Annotated in this window: 19 protein-coding genes and 2 pseudogenes; 15 read left to right on the top strand and 6 right to left on the bottom strand. The window is 71.4% G+C overall.

Annotated features, from left to right (window positions below; genetic code table 11):
* The first annotated feature begins 27 nt into the window (after nt 1-27).
* Both ACFYWM_RS02345 and ACFYWM_RS02340 read left to right on the top strand, forming a co-directional pair.
* Nucleotides 28-579, top strand: coding sequence for a helix-turn-helix domain-containing protein (locus ACFYWM_RS02345; RefSeq protein ID WP_389907574.1), 552 nt, complete (start codon nt 28-30; stop codon nt 577-579).
* Between the two features lie 158 nt (nt 580-737).
* The gene (locus ACFYWM_RS02340; RefSeq protein WP_389907572.1) at nt 738-1,169 is read left to right on the top strand and encodes a PPOX class F420-dependent oxidoreductase; all 432 of its coding nucleotides are present in this window, start codon (nt 738-740) and stop codon (nt 1,167-1,169) included.
* A gap of 149 nt (nt 1,170-1,318) precedes the next feature.
* Here the strand turns inward: ACFYWM_RS02340 and ACFYWM_RS02335 are convergent, their stop codons facing one another.
* On the bottom strand, nt 1,319-1,903 hold the full coding sequence (locus tag ACFYWM_RS02335; protein WP_389907570.1) for a hypothetical protein: 585 nt from the start codon (nt 1,901-1,903) through the stop codon (nt 1,319-1,321).
* A gap of 238 nt (nt 1,904-2,141) precedes the next feature.
* On the opposite strand from ACFYWM_RS02335, the gene ACFYWM_RS02330 reads away from it, so the two are divergent.
* From ACFYWM_RS02330 to pcp, 5 genes are all read left to right on the top strand, one after another.
* Nucleotides 2,142-3,002 (top strand): hypothetical protein, encoded by an 861-nt coding sequence (locus ACFYWM_RS02330; RefSeq protein WP_389907568.1) that lies wholly within the window; start codon nt 2,142-2,144, stop codon nt 3,000-3,002.
* A 100-nt stretch (nt 3,003-3,102) separates the two neighbouring features.
* Complete coding sequence (locus tag ACFYWM_RS02325; RefSeq protein WP_389907566.1) at nt 3,103-4,116, top strand: hypothetical protein; 1,014 nt, start codon at nt 3,103-3,105, stop codon at nt 4,114-4,116.
* Between the two features lie 136 nt (nt 4,117-4,252).
* The gene (locus tag ACFYWM_RS02320; protein WP_389907564.1) at nt 4,253-6,106 is read left to right on the top strand and encodes an endonuclease/exonuclease/phosphatase family protein; all 1,854 of its coding nucleotides are present in this window, start codon (nt 4,253-4,255) and stop codon (nt 6,104-6,106) included.
* A 28-nt stretch (nt 6,107-6,134) separates the two neighbouring features.
* Nucleotides 6,135-6,650 (top strand): DCC1-like thiol-disulfide oxidoreductase family protein, encoded by a 516-nt coding sequence (locus ACFYWM_RS02315; protein ID WP_389907562.1) that lies wholly within the window; start codon nt 6,135-6,137, stop codon nt 6,648-6,650.
* Nucleotides 6,647-7,273, top strand: coding sequence for a pyroglutamyl-peptidase I (gene pcp / locus ACFYWM_RS02310; RefSeq protein ID WP_389907560.1), 627 nt, complete (start codon nt 6,647-6,649; stop codon nt 7,271-7,273). Before ACFYWM_RS02315 ends, pcp begins: the two co-directional genes overlap by 4 nt.
* A gap of 119 nt (nt 7,274-7,392) precedes the next feature.
* On the opposite strand, the gene ACFYWM_RS02305 is transcribed toward pcp, so the two are convergent.
* Together ACFYWM_RS02305 and ACFYWM_RS02300 are read right to left on the bottom strand one after the other, a co-directional pair.
* On the bottom strand, nt 7,393-8,439 hold the full coding sequence (locus ACFYWM_RS02305) for a hypothetical protein (RefSeq protein WP_389907558.1): 1,047 nt from the start codon (nt 8,437-8,439) through the stop codon (nt 7,393-7,395).
* Nucleotides 8,440-8,560: 121 nt separating this feature from the next.
* Complete coding sequence (locus ACFYWM_RS02300; RefSeq protein ID WP_389907556.1) at nt 8,561-9,994, bottom strand: glutamate--cysteine ligase; 1,434 nt, start codon at nt 9,992-9,994, stop codon at nt 8,561-8,563.
* A 329-nt stretch (nt 9,995-10,323) separates the two neighbouring features.
* Between ACFYWM_RS02300 and ACFYWM_RS02295 the strand changes: the two genes are divergently transcribed.
* Nucleotides 10,324-11,472 carry an alcohol dehydrogenase catalytic domain-containing protein gene (locus tag ACFYWM_RS02295; protein ID WP_389907554.1) on the top strand — a complete coding sequence of 383 codons (1,149 nt, stop codon included), beginning with the start codon at nt 10,324-10,326 and terminating at the stop codon, nt 11,470-11,472.
* Between the two features lie 21 nt (nt 11,473-11,493).
* Here the strand turns inward: ACFYWM_RS02295 and ACFYWM_RS02290 are convergent, their stop codons facing one another.
* Entirely contained in the window at nt 11,494-12,567 is a 1,074-nt protein-coding gene (locus tag ACFYWM_RS02290) for a class I SAM-dependent methyltransferase (RefSeq protein ID WP_389907552.1), read from the bottom strand.
* A gap of 233 nt (nt 12,568-12,800) precedes the next feature.
* On the opposite strand from ACFYWM_RS02290, the gene ACFYWM_RS02285 reads away from it, so the two are divergent.
* Nucleotides 12,801-14,702, top strand: coding sequence for a S9 family peptidase (locus tag ACFYWM_RS02285; protein WP_389907550.1), 1,902 nt, complete (start codon nt 12,801-12,803; stop codon nt 14,700-14,702).
* A gap of 133 nt (nt 14,703-14,835) precedes the next feature.
* Here ACFYWM_RS02285 and ACFYWM_RS02280 read toward each other — a convergent pair whose 3' ends face one another.
* Nucleotides 14,836-15,774 carry an MBL fold metallo-hydrolase gene (locus ACFYWM_RS02280; RefSeq protein WP_389907548.1) on the bottom strand — a complete coding sequence of 313 codons (939 nt, stop codon included), beginning with the start codon at nt 15,772-15,774 and terminating at the stop codon, nt 14,836-14,838.
* A 348-nt stretch (nt 15,775-16,122) separates the two neighbouring features.
* Here ACFYWM_RS02280 and ACFYWM_RS02275 point away from each other — a divergent pair, with 348 nt between their 5' ends.
* The 6 genes and pseudogenes from ACFYWM_RS02275 to ACFYWM_RS02250 all read left to right on the top strand — a co-directional run bounded on the left by ACFYWM_RS02275 (nt 16,123) and on the right by ACFYWM_RS02250 (nt 21,836).
* Nucleotides 16,123-17,484: an alpha/beta hydrolase family protein gene (locus ACFYWM_RS02275; RefSeq protein WP_389907546.1), complete on the top strand. Its 1,362-nt coding sequence runs from the start codon at nt 16,123-16,125 to the stop codon at nt 17,482-17,484.
* A gap of 327 nt (nt 17,485-17,811) precedes the next feature.
* Complete coding sequence (locus ACFYWM_RS02270) at nt 17,812-18,810, top strand: sensor histidine kinase (RefSeq protein ID WP_389907544.1); 999 nt, start codon at nt 17,812-17,814, stop codon at nt 18,808-18,810.
* The gene (locus ACFYWM_RS02265; protein ID WP_389907542.1) at nt 18,807-19,478 is read left to right on the top strand and encodes a response regulator; all 672 of its coding nucleotides are present in this window, start codon (nt 18,807-18,809) and stop codon (nt 19,476-19,478) included. Before ACFYWM_RS02270 ends, ACFYWM_RS02265 begins: the two co-directional genes overlap by 4 nt.
* Before the next feature lie 151 nt (nt 19,479-19,629).
* On the top strand, nt 19,630-20,751 hold the full coding sequence (locus ACFYWM_RS02260) for a glycosyltransferase family 2 protein (protein ID WP_389907540.1): 1,122 nt from the start codon (nt 19,630-19,632) through the stop codon (nt 20,749-20,751).
* Between the two features lie 59 nt (nt 20,752-20,810).
* Nucleotides 20,811-21,038 (top strand): annotated as a pseudogene (locus ACFYWM_RS02255) (aldo/keto reductase); the annotation flags it as partial.
* Nucleotides 21,039-21,461: 423 nt separating this feature from the next.
* The gene (locus ACFYWM_RS02250) at nt 21,462-21,836 is read left to right on the top strand and encodes a VOC family protein (protein WP_389907538.1); all 375 of its coding nucleotides are present in this window, start codon (nt 21,462-21,464) and stop codon (nt 21,834-21,836) included.
* A gap of 1,130 nt (nt 21,837-22,966) precedes the next feature.
* On the opposite strand, the pseudogene ACFYWM_RS02245 reads toward ACFYWM_RS02250, so the two are convergent.
* A pseudogene (locus ACFYWM_RS02245) lies at nt 22,967-23,051 on the bottom strand (IS5/IS1182 family transposase); the annotation flags it as partial.

Here is a 23,051-nt window from a genome sequence, read left to right as displayed (position 1 = left end):
GGTAGCACGACATGAGATCGTACGGGGGTGAACACCTTCGAGCTTCTGGGGCACCCGATACGGCTGCGCGTCGTGCACGCGATGCGCGGGGGGCGGACGCTGACGACCTCCCAGCTGTGCGCCCGCATCCCCGACGTCTCCAAGGCCACCGTCTACCGGCACGTCGAGTTGCTCGCGACCGGGGGGATTTTGGAGGTGGCCGGCGAGCAGCGCGTCCGCGGCGCGGTCGAGCGGCGCTACCGCCTGCGCCAGGACCGGGCGACGATCGACGCCGGCATGGTCGAGTCGATGTCGCTCGACGACCACCGGCACGGGTTCGCCACGGCGATGGCCACCCTGCTCGCCGAGTTCAACGCCTACCTCGACCGGGACCACGCCGACCCGGTGGCGGATCTCGTCGGCTACCGGCAGCACGCCGCCTGGCTCAGCCGGGACGAGCTCCTGGAGATGATCGGCGAGCTGCGCGACGCGATCGCGCCCCGGCTGGCGAACCCGCCCGCGCCCGGCCGCGCCCGGTACCTGCTCAGCCCGATCCTGTTCCCGGCCGAGGACGCCCCCGCCACCCCCGAGACCGGCTGAGACACCCCCAAGACCAGGTGAGCCACGCTTGAGACCGGGTGAGTCACGCTTGAGACCGGGTGAGCCGCCACCGCACCCGCCTGCCTCCCGGGCCCGCGCGGGCGGGCGAGCGGGAACGGCAGGAATAACCGGTGCCCGCTCGCGACTTGGCCCTGAGCATGACCGCCACATCATTCGATCCGCGCACGCTGCTCGCGGAGAGCAGGCTCGGCGTCCTCGCGACGATCAAGTCGGACGGCCGCCCCCAGCTCTCCCCCGTCATGCCCTTCTACGACCGGGAGGCCGGTGTCCTGTACGTCTCGATGACCGAGGGGCGGGCCAAGACGGCGAACCTGCGCCGGGACCCCCGGGCCACCCTGGAGGTCACCGGCCCCGACGGCCGGGCGTGGGCCACCGCCGAGGGCACGGCCACGCTCACCGGGCCGGGGACCGACCCGCACGGTCCCGAGGTCGAGGCGCTGGTCGACTACTACCGCGCCGCCGCCGGGGAGCACCCGGACTGGGACGAGTACCGCTCCGTCATGGTGTCCGACCGCCGGGTGCTCATGGTGATGACGGTCGACCACGTGTACGGCGAGAGGATCGGCTGACAGCACCCGGCCGGGCTCTCGCGCACCGCTCCGTGCCGCACCCCCGGTGCGCACGGCACCCCCGGTCCGTGCCGCGCCATGTCCGTACCGGATCGCGCTCCGCACGGGCCGGGTCAGCCGGCTCGATCGGGTCAGCCGGCTCGACCGGGTCAGCCGCCGACGCCCCTCCGCTTGATCGGCGGGCCGCCGCCGAAGCTCGGCAGGTCGCCGCGCCGCACCGGGGGGTCTCGCGGCGGGGGTGTACGAGGGCCCTTCCAGGACACGTGCCACGCGCCCGCCACGGCGGCCTTCAACAGGGCCCGATCGGCGTCCCCGACGGGGCAGTTCAGCCGGATGAGGTGATCGGCGCCCCGGAGCACCGCGTACTCGTGCCGGCCTCCCCCCAGGCGGTACCAGCCCACCTCGTCGCGCTCCCACCTCAGCGGCACCGTCCACGGGACGGAGCCGCTGAGCCTCGTGCTCGCGCACAGGGCGTCGCCGAACGTCTCGCGATGAATCCTCAGTTGCACACGCCTGCCCTCCGAGGTGCCCCTCGACGAGAGGTAGTCGGCCCCGAACCCGTCGTCCCCGACCACGCCGACCGACATGTCGACCAGCTCGAATCCCGGCAGGTCCACCAGGTAGATCAGATCCGGATTCACCCCCTGCGCCAGCGACCGGTCCAGCGATTCCTCACCGAGCGACGTCCCGGAGCCGCGCTCGGACCTGTCGCTCCACCGGGCCCCGCCGCCCATTCCGTGCCTTCCCCTCGCCTGTCGCCATGGCTCCGCGCCCCGGAACCGCGCCCCGAGCGGGCCGTTCCCACCCGGGGTGATCCCCGGGCAATTATTACGATCATCTTTTTGGCACGCGATACTCGATGATAGGGAGGCACCATGTAAGGACGCATGACCTGAAACATGGTTAATCGCTATGCTCTTGAAACATGGCAAAGGGGGCGAGCCTGTGCAGCGCGTGGTAGTGGATCCTGAGGTGCCCAGGGATGTCGCCGACCTCTTCCGCCAGCACGGCCCGCTGCTCTACCGCCTCCGCACAATGCGCCCGCCCAGGGACAAGGACGACGCTGCGGTCCCCGGAGTGCTCATAGGGTTCTTCGGCGGGACGACGGCGCTCGCGGCGGGCACCCTCTTCGCCCTCGGTGCCCCGCTCTCGGCGTCCGTCGTGCTACTCACCCCGCTGATCTTCCTCTACCTCTTCATCCTCGGGGTCGTCTACCTCGTGAGGAAGCCCACGTCCCTCACCTCCGCCGAGCGGATCCTGTACGCGCACTCGCGGCGGTGGCACGGGCACTTCCTCATCCTGGAGGACTTCGACCACGACGCCAGGCACCTGCTCGGACGGGTCCAGCGGGCGATCGACCACATCATGCGCTCGCGGGTCAACGCGATGGGCATGCTCGACAGCGTGCGCAACTCGGTGATGCTCCCCGCCGAGGAGTGGGAGATCGCCCGGCTGCTGACCAAGCTCTCCGCGCTGCGGGCCAAGCACCACAACCTCGCCAGGGCGGGCAGGAGCCCCGAGGTGGTCGCGGCCATGGCGCCGCTGGAGCGGGCGCTGGCCGCCAGCGAGGCCGCCGTCCTCGCGCGGGTCGAGGCGTTGGAACGCTACGCGGGCCACGTGTCCGACGCCGAGCGGGCGCTTCTCGCCCAGGGACAGATCGAGGTCCTGCGGGCGCACCTGCCCGAGTACGAACAGCTCGTCGCCGAGACGGGCGCGGCCAGGTTCTCCGGCCCGGAGATCGGGCATCTCAGCGACGACGCCGACATGCTCCGGCGGGCGCTCCGCGAGAGCGTACGCTCGGCGCACGAGGCGTTTCGCCATCTCGACGGTTGAATTGAACGCGATCGAACGGAGGGGCGAGCCTGTGCGGCGAGTGGTGGTCGATCCTGAAGTCCCCCCCAAGACCGCCGATCTGTTCCGCCGGCACGCGTCGATGTTGTCACGCATCCGCGCCGGCTGGAGCCCCGAGCCTCCGACGCCCAACTCGCGCCTGCCCGGACGCTTCCTGAACGTCGGCGGAGGGGTGGCGGCGCTCTTCCTGGTGTGCCTGATGTTCCTCGCCGACGTCGGGCAGCTGCTGTTCTTCATGCTCGCGCTGCTCGTCTTCGTGGTCTTCGTCGGCCTGCTCGCCGCCCGCGAGCCCGCCGAGCCGGAGACGGTCGAGCACGAGCTCTACCGCGAGGCCCGCTGGTACGAGGGCCGCTACCTGCTGCCCGCCGAGGACTTCGACTACAACGCCGGGCAGCTGCTCGACCGGACCCAGCAGGCGATCGACTACATCCTGCGCTCGCGAGTCAACGCGGTGGGCATGCTCGACAGCGTGCGCAACTCGGTGATGCTCCCCGCGCAGGAGTGGGAGATCGCCCGGCTGCTGACCAAGCTCTCCGCGCTGCGGAACGAGCACCACGAGTTCGTGTACGGCGGCAGCACGCCGGAGGTGGCCGCCGCCATGGCGCCGCTGGAGCGGGCGCTGGCCGCCAGCGAGGCCGCCGTCCTCGCGCGGGTCGAGGCGTTGGAACGCTACGCGGGCCACGTGTCCGACGCCGAGCGGGCCCTGCGCGCCCACGACCAGATCGAGGCGCTTCGCGCGCGGCTCCCCCGCTACGAGGAGCTCCTGGCGGAGTCCGGCGCGGACGCCTTCGCCGTACCGGAGATAGGGCGGCTGGCCGAGGACGCCGGTCACCTTGAGCAGGCGCTGCGCGACAGCGTCCGCTCGGCGCACGAGGCGTTCCGCTACCTCGACGGCCCCGCGCCCTTCGCGAAGGGGTCCCCCGGCTCTTCCGGCTCTCCCGGCTCTCCCGGCTCTCCCGGCTCTCCCGGCTCTCCCGGCTCTTCCGGCTCTTCCGGCTCTTCCGGTAACGCGTCTTTTCCCGGTGACGTGTCCTCCCCCGGGGCCGGGGACGCGTCTTCTTCCGGGGGCGCCGCGGAGGAACCTCCGGGCCGCTGAGACACTCAGGCGGGCCCTTCCGGATCCTTCCGGTTCCTCGGGGTCCTCCCGGGAGCGCGGTGACGGTTCGGGCAGGTCTCGCCCTTGTCAGGGGTCGCGAAGAAGGCGAGGATAGCTCGCATTCTTTGGAGGTAGCATGCGGATCCGCCTGGACGTGACCCTCGGCGTGGTCGTGCTCGTCGACGTGCTCAGGGTCTTCCTGCCGTCGCTGATCACACTCTTCGGACGGGCGGGAAGCACCCCCGCGGAGATGATGGGCCTGTACGCCGTCTCCTGGTTCGTGCTGGCCTTCCTGGCCGTTCCGCTGGCCAGGCGCGTCCGGCCGCCGCTGATCGCCCTCGGCGCCGCAGGCCTGCTGCTCCTGGCCAGGCTCGTGCTCCAGATGACCGGCGGCGGTGACGCGCAGCTGTACGTGGCGAGCCTGGGCCTGCTGGCCGGGCTGGTCTGGCTGGTGGCGATCGCGATGAGCAGCCGGGACGCCCGGCCCGTGATGGGCGGGCTGATCGTCGGCCTGGCCGCCGCCACGGTGGTCCACGCGGCGCTGGACGGCATCGACCTGATGTGGCGTTCTGGAGCGGTCCCGTGGGCGCTGCTGCTGGTGGAGCTCTTCCTCTTCTGCGCGTTCACGGTCCGGGCCGAACCCCCGGACGAGGAGTACTCCGGGGCTCCCCGCGCCTGGCTGGCGATCGGTCCCGCCCTGCTGCTCTGGGGTCTCTACACGGGCAACACCGCGCACGCCCAGGCGGCGACCGACTCCGCCCAGCAGGCCGCCGCCGTGATCGTGGCGGCGTTCGCGGTGGTGTCGGCGGCGCCCGCCGCGCTGCCGGTGCTGCGCCGCCCGCTCCTGCCCGCGATCGCCCTGGTGGCCTCGGCGGTGGCGTTCACCCTGGGCAGGGCCACCGTGGACGGCGTCCACGGCGTGGCGCCCGGCTGGACGATCGTCGCGCAGATCGTCGGCCAGGTCGCGCTGGGCGCCTGCCTGGCGCACGCCGCGACGACCTTCGGCCGGGAGCGGCCGGCCCGGCGTGGCCTGTCGGCGGCCGGGGGGATGCTGCTGTTCGTCGTGTTCGTCTTCGGCTACTACGCCGCCTACGACCTCTACCTGCCCAACGGGTGGGTGCCGATCGGCGCGGCGCTCGTCGTCGCGCTCCTGGGTGTGGTGGGCAGCGCGGGCCTGCCGCGCCGCTCCTACGACCGCCGGTTCGCGGCCGCCGCCGTGGCCTCGGTCGCGCTGGTGGCGGCCGTCCCCCTGTGGCAGGGCACCCCGCCCCGCTGGGAGGGGCCGGGCGACGGGCTGCGGATCGCGGCGTACAACATCAGGATGGGGTACGGCGAGTCCGGCAGGCTCTCCCTGGAGCGGCAGGCCGACGCGATCAGGGCGCTCCGGCCGCACGTGGTGGTGCTGAGCGAGGCCGACAGGGGCTGGCTGCTCAACGGCGGCCACGACGGGGTACGGCTGATCGCCGAGCGGCTGGACATGCACTACATCTGGGCCCCGGCGACCGACGAGGTGTGGGGCGACGCCCTGCTCACCACGCTGCCGATCACCTCGATAAGGAACCACGTGCTGGTGCAGGGCGGCCCGACCGGCGCGCAGGCGCTGGAGGTCGGGCTGCGCTGGCAGGGCAAGGACGTCACCGTGATCGGCACCCACCTGCAGCCCCCGCCGGACTGGCGCGAGCTCGACCAGGTCGAGCAGCTCGGGGAGATCGTGAGGAACGCCTCGAAGAGCGGCGCCCCGGTGGTCGTGGCCGGTGACCTCAACCTCCAGCCCGGTGACCCCGCCTGGCGGGTGCTGGCCGACGCGAACCTGACCGACCCCTTCGCGCCCGTGAGGCCGTTCAACACCATCCCGTCCCGGAGCGGCCCGGCCGAGCAGATCGACCACGTGCTCGTCACCCCGGGTCTCACCGGGAAGGACCACGCCAACCCCGACGTCCCGCACTCCGACCACCGTCCGGTCGCGGTCACCCTGGTCGCCGAGCCTTGATCGGATCGCGCTGGGTAATGTCAGCTGCATGACGGGAGAACCTGTACTGGTCTTCGACGGCGACTGCGGTTTCTGCACGACGAGCGTCCGGTTCGCCGAGCGCCGCGTCGGGGTGCGCGCCCGGGTCGTCCCCTGGCAGTTCGCGGACCTCCGGGCGCTGGGCGTCACGCGCGAGCGGGCCGAGCGCGAGGTGCTCTGGGTCGCGGAGGACGGCCGGGTGTCCGGCGGGGCCCAGGCGGTGGCCCGGCTGCTGATCGCCGCCGGTCTCCCGTGGAGCCCCCTGGGGTTCGTGCTGCGGGTCCCGCCGTTCCGGTGGGTGGCCCGGGGGGTCTACCGGCTCGTCGCCGCCAACCGTCACCGGCTGCCGGGCGGCACCCCCGCCTGCGCCCTGCCCCCGCGCTCCGGGCCCGCGGGCTCGCCGCCCGCGGGCTCGCCGCCCGCGGGTTCCCCGCCCGCGAGTTCCATGATCTCCGATCCCGGGGTTCCGGACCCCGCGCCTTCCAGCTCCGCGACTTCCGGGCCCGCGGTTTCGGAGCGTCGATGAAGGGCGTCCTGATCACCGGGTTCGAGCCGCTCGACGGTGTCGGCAACCCCTCGTGGGAGGCGATCGGGCTGGTGCCCGGGGCGCGGACCGCGCTGCTTCCCTGCGCGTTCGGCGGGGCTCTGGAGCACCTGCACGCGGCGGTGGCCGAGCATGATCCGGCGGTGGTCGTGTGCGTCGGGCAGGCCGGGGGACGGCCGGACGTGACGGTGGAGCGGGTGGCCGTCAACCTCGACGACGCCCGCATCCCCGACAGCGCTGGGCGCCGGCCGATCGACGAGCCGGTGGTGCGCGGCGGTCCCGCCGCCTACTTCTCCACCCTGCCGGTGAAGGCGTGCGTGGCGGCCTCGCGGGCCGTGGGAGTTCCGGCGAGCGTCTCGCAGAGCGCCGGGACGTTCCTGTGCAACCACCTCTTCTACGGCCTCATGCACATGATCGCCACCGAGAGGCCGACGATCCGCGGGGGGTTCGTGCACGTGCCGTTCAGCCCCGAGCAGGTCCTGGACGAGGCCGTGCCCTCCATGCCGGTCCCGGTGGTCGCCCAGGCCCTCACCGCGATCGTGACCACCGCCCTCTCCGTCTCCCTGGGCGGCGACCTCCGCCTGATCGGCGGCTCCCTGCACTGAGGGCCTCCGCACCTTGAGCCGCTCTCCCCGCTGAGGACCACTCGTCGGCGCCCGGTAGGCCCCTGCTGAGAGCCGCCGGCCGTGCTCGGTGCGGCCTTGTCAAATTCGGTGCGGCCTTGTCAGAGGGGCACGCCGTACACCGTGCGGCGGCCGGGGAACTCGCTCACGCTCCACAGCGTCCTCTTGTCGCGGACGCAGGTCAGGTCCTCCGGGCCCACCGGGTAGGGCCGCCTGCGCACCGTGTCGCCGACCACGATCAGGGTGCCGTTCCCGGCGGCGCCCACGGTCTGGCTGAGATACCAGGTGCCCTCGTAGGAGAGCGCGCCCTGGATCTTGCCTCCGGGCAGCGCGTAGGCGTCCAGGGCCTTGACGACGCCGCCGGCGGGGGCGTTCAGGGTTCCCCCCTCGGTCAGCGTCCAGCGGGCCACCCGCCCGACCGTGCCCGCGGTGTCGACGTACTCGCCGGAGATCAGGGTGTCGGGGGTGGTGCTGCGGTCGACGGCGGCGAAGGAGAAGCGGACGGTGCCGCTGGTGGTGGTCCAGGCGTCGGTCTGCGGCATCACGTAGCGGTAGCCGAACGCCTCGTACACGTCGCCCTTCCTGCCGATGCTCTCCGTGCCGGTCCCGTCGATCTCGAAGATCTGCCGGGTGTCGAAGACCCGCAGGCCACGGGTGGTGTCGGCGACGTACAGCAGGTTGCCGTACCAGGCGACACCTCCCGCGTGGATGTTGATCGGCGCGATGTCGCCGTCGGCGCCGGCCCGGACGAGCAGGACGTGCCGGTAGCGGAGCGTCGCGGTGTTCAGGAAGCTCAGGCGCACGCCTCGCTCGGCCCCCGACGCCGGGGTGTGGTACCAGCTCACCACGAACGCGCTCCCGCCGATCCCGGCGTCGGAGGCGCAGGTCAGGCCTTGGGGGTACCACTCCCGGGTGGCGTTGTCCCCGGCGTCGAAGGTGTACCAGTCGACCGGCTTCGGCCTCATCGTGGCGAACGCCCCGGCGCCGGCCGACCCCTTCCTGACCGTGACGCGGTTGGCCTTGGCCAGGACGGTGTCGAGGGAAGCCCGTTTGAGCTCCTTCTCCAGGATCTTGATCCCGGCGGCGAGGCCGCCACCGTCCCGCTTCAGCCCGAACGGCTCCGCCGACACGGCCTTCATCTGACTCATGAGGGGTCTCTCCCTGTCCGGTTCCACCAGGATCGGCGGATCAAGATGCGGAGTTCATGAGTATGCCGGTACTCAAATCCCTTTTGTGCTGAGAGTCAGCTGTGAAAAGTCCCTTCCGTCGTCATACAGGCCAGGTGTGCACGGGGTCCCCGGCCAGTGACAGCTCCCGGTACCGGCTCACCACGCGCGCCGCCGCGGCCTGGTCGCCGCCCTCGCGGGCCAGCGCCTCCCGCTGCCAGATCGCGCCGGTACGGCGGCGGACGACGCGTTCCCGCACGATGTCCAGCGTCCATTTGATCTCGTCCGGGTCCACCCCCATCCTCTCGAGCCCTGCCTCGGCGAGCGGCAGCAGGTCCAGGGCGAGCCGCTCGGCCGGGATCTCCTCGCTCAGGCCCGGCCAGCTCAGCGGCGCGTCCAGGCCGTGGATCGCGGCGCGGTAGAAGTTGCGGTAGGCCCCGGAGAAGGGGAAGTCCTCGACCGGCCGGACGGCGAGGGCCGCGGTGAGCCCGAGCAGGAACGCGCTGTTGGCGGCCATGTCGGCCGCGCTCGGCCCCGCGGGCAGGGCGCGCATCTCCACCCGCAGGTGGCCTCCGTCACCGGGGTCGTAGACCGGCCGGTTCCACTGCCACACGGTGCCCTGGTGGAGCCGGAGCTCGGCCAGCTCCGGGACGCCGCCGGGCGCCTCCTCCGGCGCCGAGGTCATCGGCAGCACCGGCTCGTAGTCGCGGACGCACGTCTCGAACATCTCCTCGATGCCCCGCACCCAGCCCGAGCCGAACCCGACCCGCCGGTCCCTGCGGTCGAGCCGCTCCACGTCCCGGTCGTCGGCGGCCTCCTCGAACAGCGCGATCCTCGTCTCCTCCCAGAGCTTCCTGCCCAGGAAGGAGGGCGAGTTCCCGCTGACCGCGAGGACCGGGCCGATGGCCAGCTGGGCGGCGTTGTAGACGCGGGCGAAGTCGGCGGGGGCCGTGCGGAGATGGACCTGCCAGGAGGTGTTGGCGCTCTCCAGGATCACCCCCTCGACCTCCAGTTCCAGCAGCTCGACGCCCTCGACGCGCACCCGGAACGGCTCCGTGCGCAGCCGCCGCATGCCCCTGGCCAGCGCCCGGTAGCGGCCCTCGCCGCTCAGCGCCTCGTGGGTGAAGTCGAACTCGCTCAGCGAGGGCAGGATCCCGATCGCCACGGCCTGCCCGCCCTGCGTGGCGGCCGCCTCGTCCACCACGGTCATGATCTCCCGCATCTCGCGCACCAGGGCGGTGAACGGCCGCCCGGCGATCGGCAGCGGGGTCAGGTTGGCCTCCAGGTTGAACCTGCCCAGCTCCAGCGTGAGCCGGTCGTCGTCCGCGGCGTCCTGCACCTCGTGGTTACGGGGAAGCGGCCGCCCTTCGGGCGTTATGAGGAACATCTCCAGCTCGGCTCCGATGGTCGCGGGACCGGTGCCGAAACCCGGCCTCGCGAGCACCTCACGGAGGGTGTCGAGCTGCTCCGCCAGCCTCGCCCTGAAACGGATGAACTCCGCCTCGGAGTAACGGTCCTTGTCGACTTTCTGCCCCATCGCACCGTCCGATCCGTTGACCCTTGTGCCCCTCCCTCTCTCCCAGAGTGCGCGTTCTAATCGGGGCACATCGCCACCGGGGGCGCGTACGGCGTCACCGCAGGTCGTACGGCCTTCGAGGCGGCCGGGGAACGCCCGGCGGACCTGTCCCGGCCGCCTGGCCCGTGTGGGCCTGTCCACAAGATCGGCCCAGCGGGTCGGACAGGGCCGGGCAGGACCGGACAGGACCGCACGGCAGCGAATAGGCTCGTCCACCAGACCGGCCTCACCGGCCTCATCGGCCTCACCGGTGGGAGGACCGGGGAGCCAGGGCCAAGGAGTGTGCGCGGATGCGAGCGGTGGTCTTCGACGCCTTCGGGGCCGATCCGGAGGTACGGGAGGTGCCCGCCCCCGAGCCCCCGCCCGGCGGAGCGGTGATCCGCGTGGAGGCGACCGGGCTGTGCCGGAGCGACTGGCACGGCTGGCAGGGCCACGACCCCGACATCCGGGTCCTCCCGCACGTGCCGGGGCACGAGCTCGCCGGGGTCGTCGAGGCGGTGGGTCCCGGCGTCGCCTCGTGGCGGCCGGGCGACCGCGTCACCGTTCCGTTCGTCTGCGCCTGTGGCTCCTGCGCGGCCTGCCTGTCCGGCGACCAGCAGGTCTGCGAGCGCCAGACCCAGCCCGGGTTCACCCGCTGGGGTTCCTTCGCCGAGTACGTGGCCGTCGACCACGCGGACGTGAATCTGGTACGGCTCCCCGGGGAGATGTCCTTCTCCACCGCCGCGAGCCTGGGCTGCCGCTTCGCCACCTCGTACCGCGCCGTGACCGCCGTGGGCCGGGTCCGGCCGGACGAGTGGGTGGTCGTGCACGGGTGCGGCGGCGTGGGGCTGTCGGCCGTCATGATCGCCGCCGCGGCCGGGGCCCGGGTGGTCGCCGTGGACGTCTCGGCGGGCGCCCTGGAGCTGGCCCGGAAGTTCGGCGCCGTCGCCTGTGTCGGCGCCGAACCGTCCGGCGCCGAACCGCCGGGAGCCGGAGCGTTCGAAGCCGGACCGCCCGGCGCCGGACCGTCGAGGGCCGGAGCTCCCCGGGCCGAACCGTCCCGAGCCGAACCGTCCGGGGCCGGGGTCGAGGTCGCCGAGCGGGTCAGGGAGCTGACCTCGGGCGGTGCCCACGTCTCCATCGACGCGCTGGGCAGTCCCGAAACGTGCGTGGCGTCGATCGAGAGCCTGCGCCGCCGGGGACGCCACGTCCAGATCGGCCTGCTGCCCGGCCTCACCCCGCTCCCGATGGGCCGGGTGATCGGCTACGAGCTCGAACTCCTCGGCAGCCACGGCATGGCCGCCCACGCCTACCCGGCGATGCTGGAGGCCGTCGCCTCCGGCGCCCTGAGGCCGGACGCCCTGGTCACCCGCTCCATCGGCCTGGAGGAGGCGGGGGCCGCGCTCGCCTCGATCGGCTCCGTCCCCGGCGTGACGATGATCCTGCCGCCCCGGCGCTGAGGGATCACCGGGCCGGTCAGGTCAGGTCAGGCGGCGGACCTGGAGGTTCGCGCCCCACCTGTCGACGGCCTCGGCGTCGGCGAAGGCCAGGGCCCTGAGCATGTTCCCCCCGTCGCTGATCTCGACGTTGCGGCGCAGGCGCCGGCTCAGCTGCTCCGGCAGCTTGGTGGTGCTCGCCTCGACGGTGTCGCCGTAGAAGGGGGCGAAGGCCACCCCGGCGAATCCGGTGCGGCGCAGCAGGACGGGCATGGTCTCGGCCGAGTAGAACATCAGGTGGTTCCTGGTGAAGCCGTTCCAGCCGCTGCCGTACGCCTTGAGCTGCAGGGAGGCGGCGTTCACGGTGAGGACGAGCAGCACCCCGCCGGGGGCGAGCAGGGACCGGAAGCGCCCGAAGTCGTCGAGCGGGCGGGGCAGGTGGGCCAGGACCGACCACAGGGTGATGACGTCGAAGCCCCCCGCGGCGACCTCCGGGACGTCCTGCGGGGCACCGAGGTAGGCCCTCGCGGAGGTGAGGCGCTTGTTGGCGGCGACCACCGAGTCGGGCGAGAGGTCGATCCCGACCGCGTCGAAGCCGCGCTGCTCGGCGAGCTGCAGGAAGAGGCCGGTGCCGCAGCCGAAGTCGAGCAGCCTGCGCCCCCGCCCGGAGGAGAAGACGGGGCCGAAGGCGTCCATGGTGAGCCGGTAGCGCCGCTGCCGGTTGGCCGCGTACTTCCCCGTCAAAAAGCCGCTGTAGCCGGTGGAGTACAGGTCGCCCAGCCGTTCGGGCCGGATGTTGGGGTTGCGGTAGAGGAAGCCGCACGTCGGGCAGCGCACCACCCGGTAGCTCCATCCCCGCCTGTCGCCCGCCGGTTCGAACATCGGCTGCTGGCGCGTCTCCCCGCACAGGTGGCAGGTGACGAATTCCTCGATCTCCCCCAGGAGTGTCCGTTCGCGGTAGTCCTGGAACCTCATCACGGGGGCCCGGCGGATTCTCAGGCGCCACTGGATCTCGCGGGCGAGCCTTTCCCCCGGGCGGACGTAGACCCTCTGTCCCCAGGGGACGTGGTCGTAGCGGGAGCCGTACACGACTCGCGAGAGAGTTCGTTTGGCGGACACCGCGACCGTCCTTTCACCAGGGCCTTCACCAAAAGGAAGGCTCCTACCAAAAGTGACACGACCCTACCGACGACTCAACCGTTCTTTCGTATCGACGCCTTCAGGTATTCGGGGGATCGGACAAACAATCCCCTTCCCTAAAAAGACACAACACAAGCACCATCCTCACCAAAACCGATATAGCACTTTAAATAGCCTTATTAATGACTAAAGGGGTGATAGCGTTATTGACCATGCGCCCTGAAGACCTCGCCCTGCTCAACGTCCCCGGCAGCGTCACGCTCCACGGCGACCTCCTCCTCGTCGACGTGTCCAGGCCCGATCCGGAGGCCGACGCCTACCGGGGAGGCCTGTGGCGGGTTCCGGCGGACGGCCCGCCCGTCCGGTTCACCTTCGGCGAGCACGACAGCGCGCCGCGCGTCTCCCCCGACGGCGCCTGGGTCGCCTTCCTGCGCGCCGGCGACGAGGGCCCCGTGCGGCTGTACGTGATGCCCACCGGCGGCGGCGAGGCCAGGCAGGTCACCGATCTGCCGCTGGGCGTGGGCGTCCCCGTCTGGGCCCCGGACTCGCGCCGGATCGCGTTCGTCGCCCGCGTCGCCGAGCCCGGCCGGTACGGCACCGAGGAGGGGGTGAGCGCCGCGGCCGAGGCGCCCCGCCGGATCACCGGGCTGCGCTACCGGACCGAGGGGGTCGGCTTCGTCGTCGACCGGCGGCAGAGCCTGTTCGTGGTCAACGCCCTCGCCGACGTCCCGCGGCCGGTACGGCTGACCGAGGGCCCCTACGACGTGGACTCCCCCGCCTGGACGCCGGACGGCGAGCACGTGCTGGTCTCGGCCCCCCGCGACCTCGACGGCGAGAGCCTGCACACGGACGTTTACGCGGTCCCCTCCGGCGGGGGCGCCCCCGTCCTCGCGGTGCGCAGCGGCGGCTCCGCCGAGCATCCCGTCGCCCTGCCGGGCGGGGAGGTGCTCTACCTCGGCACGGAGTTCTCCGGCCTCGACGCGGTGGCCCACAACCTGGGCCTCTACCGCGCGCCACTCCAGATCGGCGACGACGGGGCGGGCGCGGCCGGGACCCGGCTGACCGAGGAGGAGTCGGTGGACTGCGAGGCGCTGCCCCCCGTGCCCCACGGGGACGGCGTCCTGGTCGCGGTGCGGACGCGCGGCGCGATCGAGCTGCGCCTGGTCCCCTTCGACGCCGTCGGCGCGCCGCTGGAGAAGCTCGCCCTCGTCCTGGGCGAGCGGGCGAGGGTCAAGGCGTTCACCTCCCACGGGGAGCGGATCGTCGCGGTGGTGTCCACGCCCGTGAGCCCCGGCGAGGTGGTCACCCCCGACGGGGCGCTGACCGACTTCACGGGCCCGCTCCCGGGGGTCAGGCCGCTGCGGGAGATCACCGCCGTCTCCGCCGACGGCTACCCGGTCCACGGCTGGCTGGCCCTGCCCGAGGGCGACGGGCCGCACCCGGTCCTGCTGAACGTGCACGGCGGCCCGTTCCACCAGCACGGGTGGTCCTTCCTGGACGAGACCCAGGTCTACGCGGGCGCCGGGTACGCGGTGGTCCTGCCCAACCCGCGCGGCTCCAGCGGGTACGGCGAGGCGCACGGCCGGTCGGTGGTCGGCGCGCTGGGCACCGTGGACGCCGACGACGTGCTCGCCCTGCTGGACGCCGCGCTGGCCGACCCCGCGTGCGACGCCGGGCGGGTGGGCGTGATGGGCGGCTCCTACGGCGGCTTCATGACGAGCTGGCTCGCCGCCCACCACGGGGACCGGTTCCGGGCCGCCTGGAGCGAGCGCGCGGTCAACGCCTGGGACTCCTTCACCGGCTCCTCCGACATCGGCTGGTACTTCGCCGAGGCCTACTGCGGCCCCGACCCGGAGGCCCAGCGCGCGATGAGCCCGCTCTATCAGGCCGACCGGATCACCCTGCCGTTCGCGGTGGTCCACTCCGAGGACGACCTCCGCTGCCCGGTCGAGCAGGCGCAGCGGATGTTCGTCGCGCTGCGCCGCAACGGCACACCCGCCGAGCTCCTGCTCTTCCCCGCCGGGGGGCACGAGCTCACACGCGGCGGCCGTCCGAGGCATCGCGTGCAGCGCTTCGAGGCCGTCCTGGAATGGTGGTCCCGCCACCTGTCCTGACGTTCGCGTACGGGACCCGCGGCATCCGCGTACGGCACCCGCGGCTCAGGCCCCCGGCCGGGCGTTCGCGTACGGCACCCGCGGCTCAGGCCCCCCCGGCCGCAGGTCCCGGCGCCCGCCGGGACCGGCCCGGTCAGGCCAGGCAGGTGAGGGGCTTCCCCCCGTTGTAGTCGATCATCTCCAGCATCGCGGTGACCAGGTCGATCGGCGCGCCCGGGGGCAGCCCGTCCAGCTCGGCGTAGGCCCGGTGCAGGTTGCCGACGATCCGCTCGCGGTCGAGCAGCCCGGCGTACTCCCCGAGGTCGGTCTCGCGCGCGGTCTCCAGCGGCGACAGCCCGGCGGCCCTGCCGCGCTCGGCGGTGTCGAGCACGAACCGCAGGTAGCCCTGCACGCGGTCGATCACCTCCGGCCCGCACACCCCGCCGTGCCCCGGGACGATCGTCTCCGCGCCCAGCGCCCTGAGCTCGTCGAGCGCCGCGATGGCCCCGGTCACCGACCCCATCATCACGAACGGCGTGCCGCCGTTGAACACCAGGTCACCGGCGAACAGCAGCGACCGCTCGGGAATCCACACGATCGAGTCGTTGGTCGTGTGGGCGGGGACGCCGATGTGCCGTACCTCGCAGCGCAGCTCGTCGGAGTAGACGCTCACCCCGTCGGTGTAGGTGAGGAACGGCGGGCGGACCTCCAGGTCGCCCCACTCGACCTCGGTCCAGGCCATGCCCAGGTAGTTGGGGATCCCCTCGGCGAGGATCATCTCCCTGGTCCGCTCGTGCCCGACGATGGTCGCCTCGGGGAAGGCGAAGTTGCCGAAGGTGTGGTCACCGTGGTGGTGGGTGTTGACCAGTGTCGTGATCGGCCGGTCGGTGACCGACCTGATGGCCTCGCGGTAGGCGAGCGTGCGGCGCTCGGTGGAGCAGGAGTCCACACTGATCACTCCGTGGCGTCCGACCAGGAAGCCCGTGTTGTTGATCCACCAGCTTCCGTCGGGCTGCAGGTAGGCGTAGATCCCGTCGGAGACCTCCTCGACGCGCGCGGGAGGCAGGGGATGGTCGTGTCGCGATGAACTCATGCCTGGGATTGTCGCGCCTGACCTCGCCACCTGTCATATCGAATGTACGGTTTTGAGTGCTATCGACTGATTCCATGAGTAAAAGTACATACTCACCTCCCGGTCCCGGGCGTCACCCCCGATGGCCCCCGGAGCACTCCGTTGGGCCCCTGACGGATCGCGACACTCCATCCGGCGCCGGGAAACCAGCTCAGCCCGGTCCCGGGTGAGTGTGAAGGCGGAGCGGGGACGGCACGCCGTCTCTCGCCGCCGCCCGTGAGATTTGTCATCGTCCGGCCGGGAGGAGATCACCTGAGCCGGTGAGTGTTCGCACTACTTCGCGGCCGGGCGGCGCCGGACGCTGGGATCATGACGACACCCGATCGATTCTCCCCGGCCTTCCGGCCCCGACCTGCTGAGACGGCTCCACGAGAGGCCGGCTCGCCCCGGCGAGGGGTCGCGACGCTCTGCCGGGCCGCGCTGGCGTCGGTGCTGGGACTGGCGCTCGTGGCCGGTCCAGCACTCGCCTCCCCCGCACTCGCCATCCCTGAAGTCGCCGACCCCGCGCTTGCCTCCCCCGAAGTCACCAATGCCGCGTTCACCGGCCCCGGCGCGGGCCAGAGGGCGCCCGTCGTGCTCACGCTGCCGGAACCCACCGGCCCGTACCGGGTCGGAACCGTGTCGCTCCACCTGGTCGACCGTTCACGCCCCGACCCGTGGGTGCCCGCCATCCCGTCCCGGGAGCTCATGGTCCAGCTGTGGTACCCGGCCCGGAAGGCCACGACGTACCCCCGGGCACCATGGCTCTCACCCAAGATCGCCGAGGCCGTCCTGGCGGGTGTTCCGGCGGGGACCGTACGCCTGCCGGTCACACATGGGCGCGTGGGAGCCCCGGTGCGTCAAGGGCGGGGGCCGTGGCCGGTGGTGCTCTTCTCGCACGGCTTCGCCGCCGACCGAACCTCCAGCACCGCCCTGGTGGAGGATCTCGCCAGCCACGGGTACGTGGTCGCCACCATCGACCACACCCACGATGCCGGAGCGGTGGAGTTCCCGGACGGGCGGGTGAGGCTCCACGCGGCGAGCTCACCACCGCCGGACTTCGACGACCCGGACGATCCCGTCGCCACCAAGGCGGTGGCCGCCCGCCTCGCCGACACGCGTTTCGTCGTTGACCGGCTGACCGCGCTCAATCGCGGGCACGTCGTCGACGCGGGGCGCCGGCCCGTGCCCAGGGGACTGCGCGGCGCGCTCAACCTGTCCCGCGTCGGCATGTTCGGGCACTCACTGGGTGGCGCCACCGCCGCCGCGACCATGCACGCGGACGCGCGCGTCAAGGCCGGCGTCAATCTGGACGGCTCGCTGTTCGGCCCGGTCCTGCGGGAGGGACTGGACCGGCCGTTCCTGCAGGTCGGCAGCTCGGGGCACGGCCGGGGCGACGACCCGAGCTGGGCGGCGCTGTGGACCCGCCTGCGGGGGTGGCGGCTGGAGCTACGGCTGGACGGTACGGGCCACACCTCGTTCACCGACCTTCAGGTGCTGCTGCGGCAGCATCCACTGGGACTGCCGCCGGACCAGGTCACCGGGATGATCGGTGAGATCGACGGTCCCCGTTCGGTGCTGATCCAGCGCCGCTACGTGCGCGCGTTCTTCGACCGCCATCTGCTGGGACGGCCGAGCCCGTTGCTCGCCGAGCCGTCCAAGCTCTGGCCGGAGATGCGGTTCGCGCCGTAGCGGGGACCGTACGGGCAGCCGAAGCCGGAAGCGTCCCGCGAGAACGGGTGCGACCATGACGGGGTGGGTGGGATGGGAAGCGGGCTCGCGGACCGGGCGCGGCGGTGGCGCCGGCGTGGCCAGGCGGAGCGCTGGGAACTGTGGACCCGCGTCTCGCTCTGCGGGGCGTACGCCCTCGAACCGATGTGGGCCGTCATCATGATCGGCCCTGAGGTGGGGTCGCTCGCGCGGTGGGTGATATCGGCCTATGTCACCCTCCATGCCGTCAGTTGCGCGTGGCTCGTTCACGCGGGCCTGGATCACTGTCTGGGGCGTCGGTCCCGGCCGGTGAGACTGATCGCTCTCACCGCCGGGCTCACGGTCGCGGGCGTGGCGGCCGGGGCCGTGGCCTATCCCGACGCGCAACCCGGCCACCCCGACGGTCCGGCCTCGGGCCTGGTGATCCTCCTCGCGACCGCGTTCGTCGCCGCCGTGTCGTCGGCGGCGCCGTCCTCCGTCACCGTGGGCGTGCTGGCGGCGGCCGTGGCGACGAAGGTCGCGGTGTCCCTGATGGAGGGCGCTCCGATGTCGCTCGCCCTCCCGGCCGCGATCAGCCTGGGCGGCCTCATGGTCGCCTGGCTGCTCACCTACCGTGTCTCGATGTGGGGGCTGAAGGGCGTCTGGGAACTGGACCACTCCAGGAAGGCGCACGCCCGGCTCGCGGTGGCCGAGGAACGGCTGCGCTTCGCCCGCGACCTGCACGACGTGATCGGCCGCAACCTGTCGGTGGTGGCTCTCAAGAGTGAGCTCGCGGCGGGGCTGGCCGAGCGTGGCCGGTCCGGGGCGGTGGACGAGATGCGCGAGGTGAGCAGGATCGCGCACGAGTCGCTGGCCGAGATGCGCGCGGTGGTGCGCGGGTACCGTACCGCCGACCTGGACACGGAACTGGCCGGCGCCAGGTCGGTGCTCGCCTCGGCCGGGGTGCGCTGCCAGGTGGTCGGCGACGGGCAGGGCCTGTCCGCCGAGGTGCAGAGCACGCTCGGCTGGGTGGTGCGAGAGGGTACGACGAACGTGCTGCGGCACAGCGAGGCGCGGACGTGCACGGTCTCCCTGCGCCGGTCGACGAGTGGCGGCACCGAGCGGCTCACGCTGAGCATGGAGAACGACGGAGTGACGGGTCCTGAGTCTCCCGACGGCCACCCGCCGATCGGCAACGGTTTTCCCGGCCTGGCGGAACGTCTCGCGGCGCTCGGCGGGAGTGTCGTCACCGAGCGGGAGACACCCGGCCGGTTCCGTCTCGTCGCCGAACTGCCGTTGCCCGTGGCCACCCGGGAGGAGACCCGATGACCGCCGCGCATGACCAACGCGCGGCCCCCGGCCCGGCCGGGGGACGTCAGGTGAGCGGCGCGCCGATCCGGATCCTGCTCGCCGAGGACGAGCACCTCATCCGGGGTGCCCTGGTGGCGCTGCTCGCCCTTGAGGAGGACCTGAGCGTGGTGGCCCAGGCGGCCACCGGCGCCGACACGCTCGCCATGGCCCGCGTCTTCCGGCCGGACGTGGCCATGCTCGACCTGCAACTGCCCGACCTGGACGGGGTGTCCGTGGCCCGCATGATCCACGAGGAGGTGCCGGGCTGCCACACCATGATCGTCACGAGCCACGGCCGCCCCGGGCACCTGAAGCGGGCGCTCTCCGCCGGCGTGCGGGGTTTCCTCCCGAAGACCGTCTCCGCCGCCGTGCTGGCCGACGTCGTGCGCACGATCCACGCCGGGGGCCGCTACGTCGACCCGCAACTCGCCGCCGAGGCGATCGGCGCGGGCGACAGCCCTCTCACCCCGCGCGAGGCCGACGTGCTGGAACTGGCAGCCGAGGGAGCACCGGTGGAGGAGATAGCCCGCAGGGCGGCACTGTCACCCGGCACCGTACGCAACTATCTCTCCTCCGCGGCCGGAAAACTCGGCGCCGCGAACCGCCACGAGGCCGCCCGCGTCGCCCGCCAGTACGGCTGGATCTAACTCCGAACCTCTCTATCAAGCCTGGAAGAACGGAGCCCCGCCCGTCCCGCAATCGTTGCACCGGACTTGCGGACGGTTGATAATTCTGGTCGCGAAGGCGTTCGACGTGACCGTGCCGGTCATCCTTTGTCGCCCGTTCACAGGAGGTTCCGTGAAGGTCAGCGTCGTCATTCCAACCTTCAACGCGCGGAGCACGTTGCGCCTGTTGCTGCACACCCTCGCGCACAGCGTGCTCGATCCGGAAGACTCCTTCGAGATCGTCGTCGCCGACGACGGCTCCACCGACGGCACCGGCGAGATGGTCGCCGAGCTGGCGGGCCATGACGATCTGACCTACCTCTACCTCCCACGCACCGATCGGTCGAGCCGGGCGGCCGCCCGTAACGCGGCCATCGCCAAGGCCACCGGGGAGCTCGTCGTCATGGTCGACGCCGACACGGTGGTCGGGCCGACCTATCTCGCCGAACACATTCGTTATCACCGGCTCAGGAATGATCTCGTAGTGATCGGCCCCCGCCCGGACCTCGGAGAGGGAGACTTCGACGAGGAGCGCCTCAGCCGCGAATTCACCTTCGACGCCATGCCCGCCGTCGCCTGGGATGATCCGCGCGAGAAGGTGCTGGCCGAATTCTCGGGCAACATGAACCGGCTCGCCATCTGCTGGCATCTCCTGTTCACCTGCAACGCCTCGGTGCGCGTCGAGCACCTACGCCGGCTCGGTGGTTTCGACGAGGCGTTTCTCGGCTGGGGCCTTGAGGACACCGACCTGGGATATCGGCTGCGGCAGGCGGGACTGGCCTTCGCCTTCAACGTCTCGGCCGTGGCCTACCACCAGCGGCGCCGGGGGATAGACGCCGGAATGTACAACGACTGGGTCCGCAACCTCGCCTACATGACGGCCAAGCATCAGGCGCCCGAGGTGGCGATCCAGTCGATCGTCGGCCTGGCCATGAACCCCACCGGCCAACGGATCGGCTGGGTGGAGGCGATGCGCTGCTTCGAGTCCGCCGCGCGGGCCCTCGACGGCCGGCTGCCGGTGCCCGTCACCTACCGGCTCGTGGTGGTCGAGGAGGACACAGTCGACGCCGCGACGGCGGAGCTGGCGGCCCACGGTGCGACGAGCGATCTTCTCATCATCGATGAGACCCACGGCGCCGAGCTGGCCGGCCCGGTCCAGTGCCTGAACACCCCCGGCGAGCTGCTCTACTTCCACCGGCCGTCGGAGACGCAGCGAGCCGAGATCTTCAGCCGCTACCCGGTGACCGGCGGATGATCCGCTTCGCGGGCTTGGGGGACGAAGACGGCTTGACGAGCTGACCCGCGCGAAGCGGAGAAATCGACGCCTCGCTGCGCCGCCTGGGCACCGACTACGTGGATCTGTACCAGATCCATCGCTGGGACCCCGACACGCCGATCGAGGAGACCATGCAGGCCCTGCACGACGTCGTACGGTCGGGCAAGGCCCGCCACCTCGGCGCCTCCAGCATGTACGCCTGGCGGTTCGCCAAGGCCCAGCACGTCGCCGAGACCCACGGCTGGACAAAGTTCGTATCTGTGCGTCGGCCTTGATCACATCCTGATTGCTTCGGGATAAAGAGACCGCAGGTTCATCTGCATTGTTAAGGCGTCAGTGCTCCACGCCACTGTCCGGCGCGGCACGCCCGTCCGCGCCGCGCGGACATCGGGACCGCGGGCATGCGGCCTGGAGGCCAGTCCCGTCCCGCGCCCGCCCGGCGCGGACGGCCGGACCCCGCCGCCCGCCGCACAGCCCACCCGCCGTACCGAACGAACCCGCCGACCACCAACGCGCAGCCCCCTCAGCCCCAGGACGACGCGATGACGTACACCCGCGCAGTACGTCATGGCCTTCAGGGAGGACCGGGCCGAATTTTGACGGTAGGGCTCAGCAGGCAACGGTCTATAGCGTGCGGATCTGCCGATGCACGGAAGCGTTCGTCACCAGCATGCTGGCATTCTCTATGCATGATCGGACATCTCGAAAAGACAGTGATCGACTGCCCGGATCCGCGCGCTCTCGCGAAGTTCTACTGCCGGGTGCTTGGCATGAGGGTCAACGAGGACATCGACGGCTGGGTGGTCATTGGCCTGGAACCTGGTCTTCGACAGTTGGCCTTCCAGAGGGCGACCCCGTGGGTTCCACCGCGCTGGCCTGACCCGGTGTATCCCCAGCAGATGCACCTCGATATTCGCGTAAGCGATCCCGACCGGGCCGAGCAAGAACTTCTTGCTCTGGGTGCCACCCGTGTCCCAGGAGAACGCGAGACAGGCTTTCGCGTCTTCACCGATCCCGTCGGTCACCCGTTCTGCATCGTCTTCGGTGGCCACAGTACGGGCTGAATCGGCCACGGCTTGTCTATCGCCAAAATCCGGCCCGATTCTCCTCGACAACTCATCTACATGACGTACCGGTCCCACGATGGCTGACACCCAGCGGTAGGCCGCTCCGACCACCGGCCCCAACCACTACGCGGACCCTACGGGTTACTTCGGATTGGCGCCGGCCGCTCCGCTCCGTAGTGACTTTGGAAGGCCCTGCAGACTCGTGGAAATGACCTTGTTGGCTGTTGCTACTTTGAAAGCCGAAAGGGGCGATCCGCTCATACGGATCGCCCCATAGTGATCTAGCGCTCTTCTGAGGATCAGTCAGCGGTCAGGAGACCACTCGCAACGGCACACGACGCCAAGCCTGGTTCTCCAGCCGCATCTCAGCTTCCAGATTGCAAGCCAGTTCCGCCAGGGAGTCTCCGCACCGCACGTTGGACAAGCCGTGTTCAAGCCCGTAGGAGGAGAGGTCAGCACGCCGCACGGCATACCAGCCGCCTCCTACTGCCTCCGAGAACTTCCAGGTCCGCCCGTGGAGCTTCACCAACTCCGCCATGGTCATGACTGCCTACCCGACCGGGCGGCGATGATCAAATCAACCACTTGCTCCGGGTGCTCACTTCTCACCGTCTGAAGAGTGGGAGCACCACGGACGCTGACCAAGTAAGAGCCCGAGCGCTGCCCTACCGTCACCGTGGCATCGCGCCAGCCCTGCGGACCGATCACCGCCAGTTCGGGCGGGTGTCGCTCTACCGACGATTGCACCGGAGGGGCGGGCCATTGTCTCCCGGTGACGGACAATTCCAGGACGATCGTGCTGTGCCGGTGGGCGCGGACTCCCCGCTCTTGCAGGAGTCGCTGCACGACAGCGAGAGCCCTCTCCTGATTCTCGGCATGCTCTTCTGTGACGCGAGGCGGATCGCCCCTAGAGTGATCCATGGATCGCACCTCCAGTGTGCGGTCAAGGACCCGCCGCAGTGTTCGACCACTTCGGCGCCGCCAAGTGCGCACGTAGCGCGATCTCTCCCTCTACCAGCGGGAATGTGCGCTCAAGCCGTGCGGCTGTCGTGCGCTATCTACGGGACCGACCGTTGCGCCCCGTGCTCTTGTCCTTACTGAACGAGCACGACTACTTAGACCATGACTCATTTGGTGAGTCGGCGGTAGCAAATGAGGGCTGCGGCGATGGCGACGAAGGATGCGAAGTGGTCGGCCCGGCGCTCGTAGCGC

Origin of the sequence: Streptosporangium sp. NPDC002721 (assembly GCF_042888905.1) — a bacterium.
In the GTDB taxonomy this organism is placed as follows: Bacteria; Actinomycetota; Actinomycetes; order Streptosporangiales; family Streptosporangiaceae; genus Streptosporangium.
This window is presented reverse-complemented; position numbering and strand designations above follow the sequence as displayed.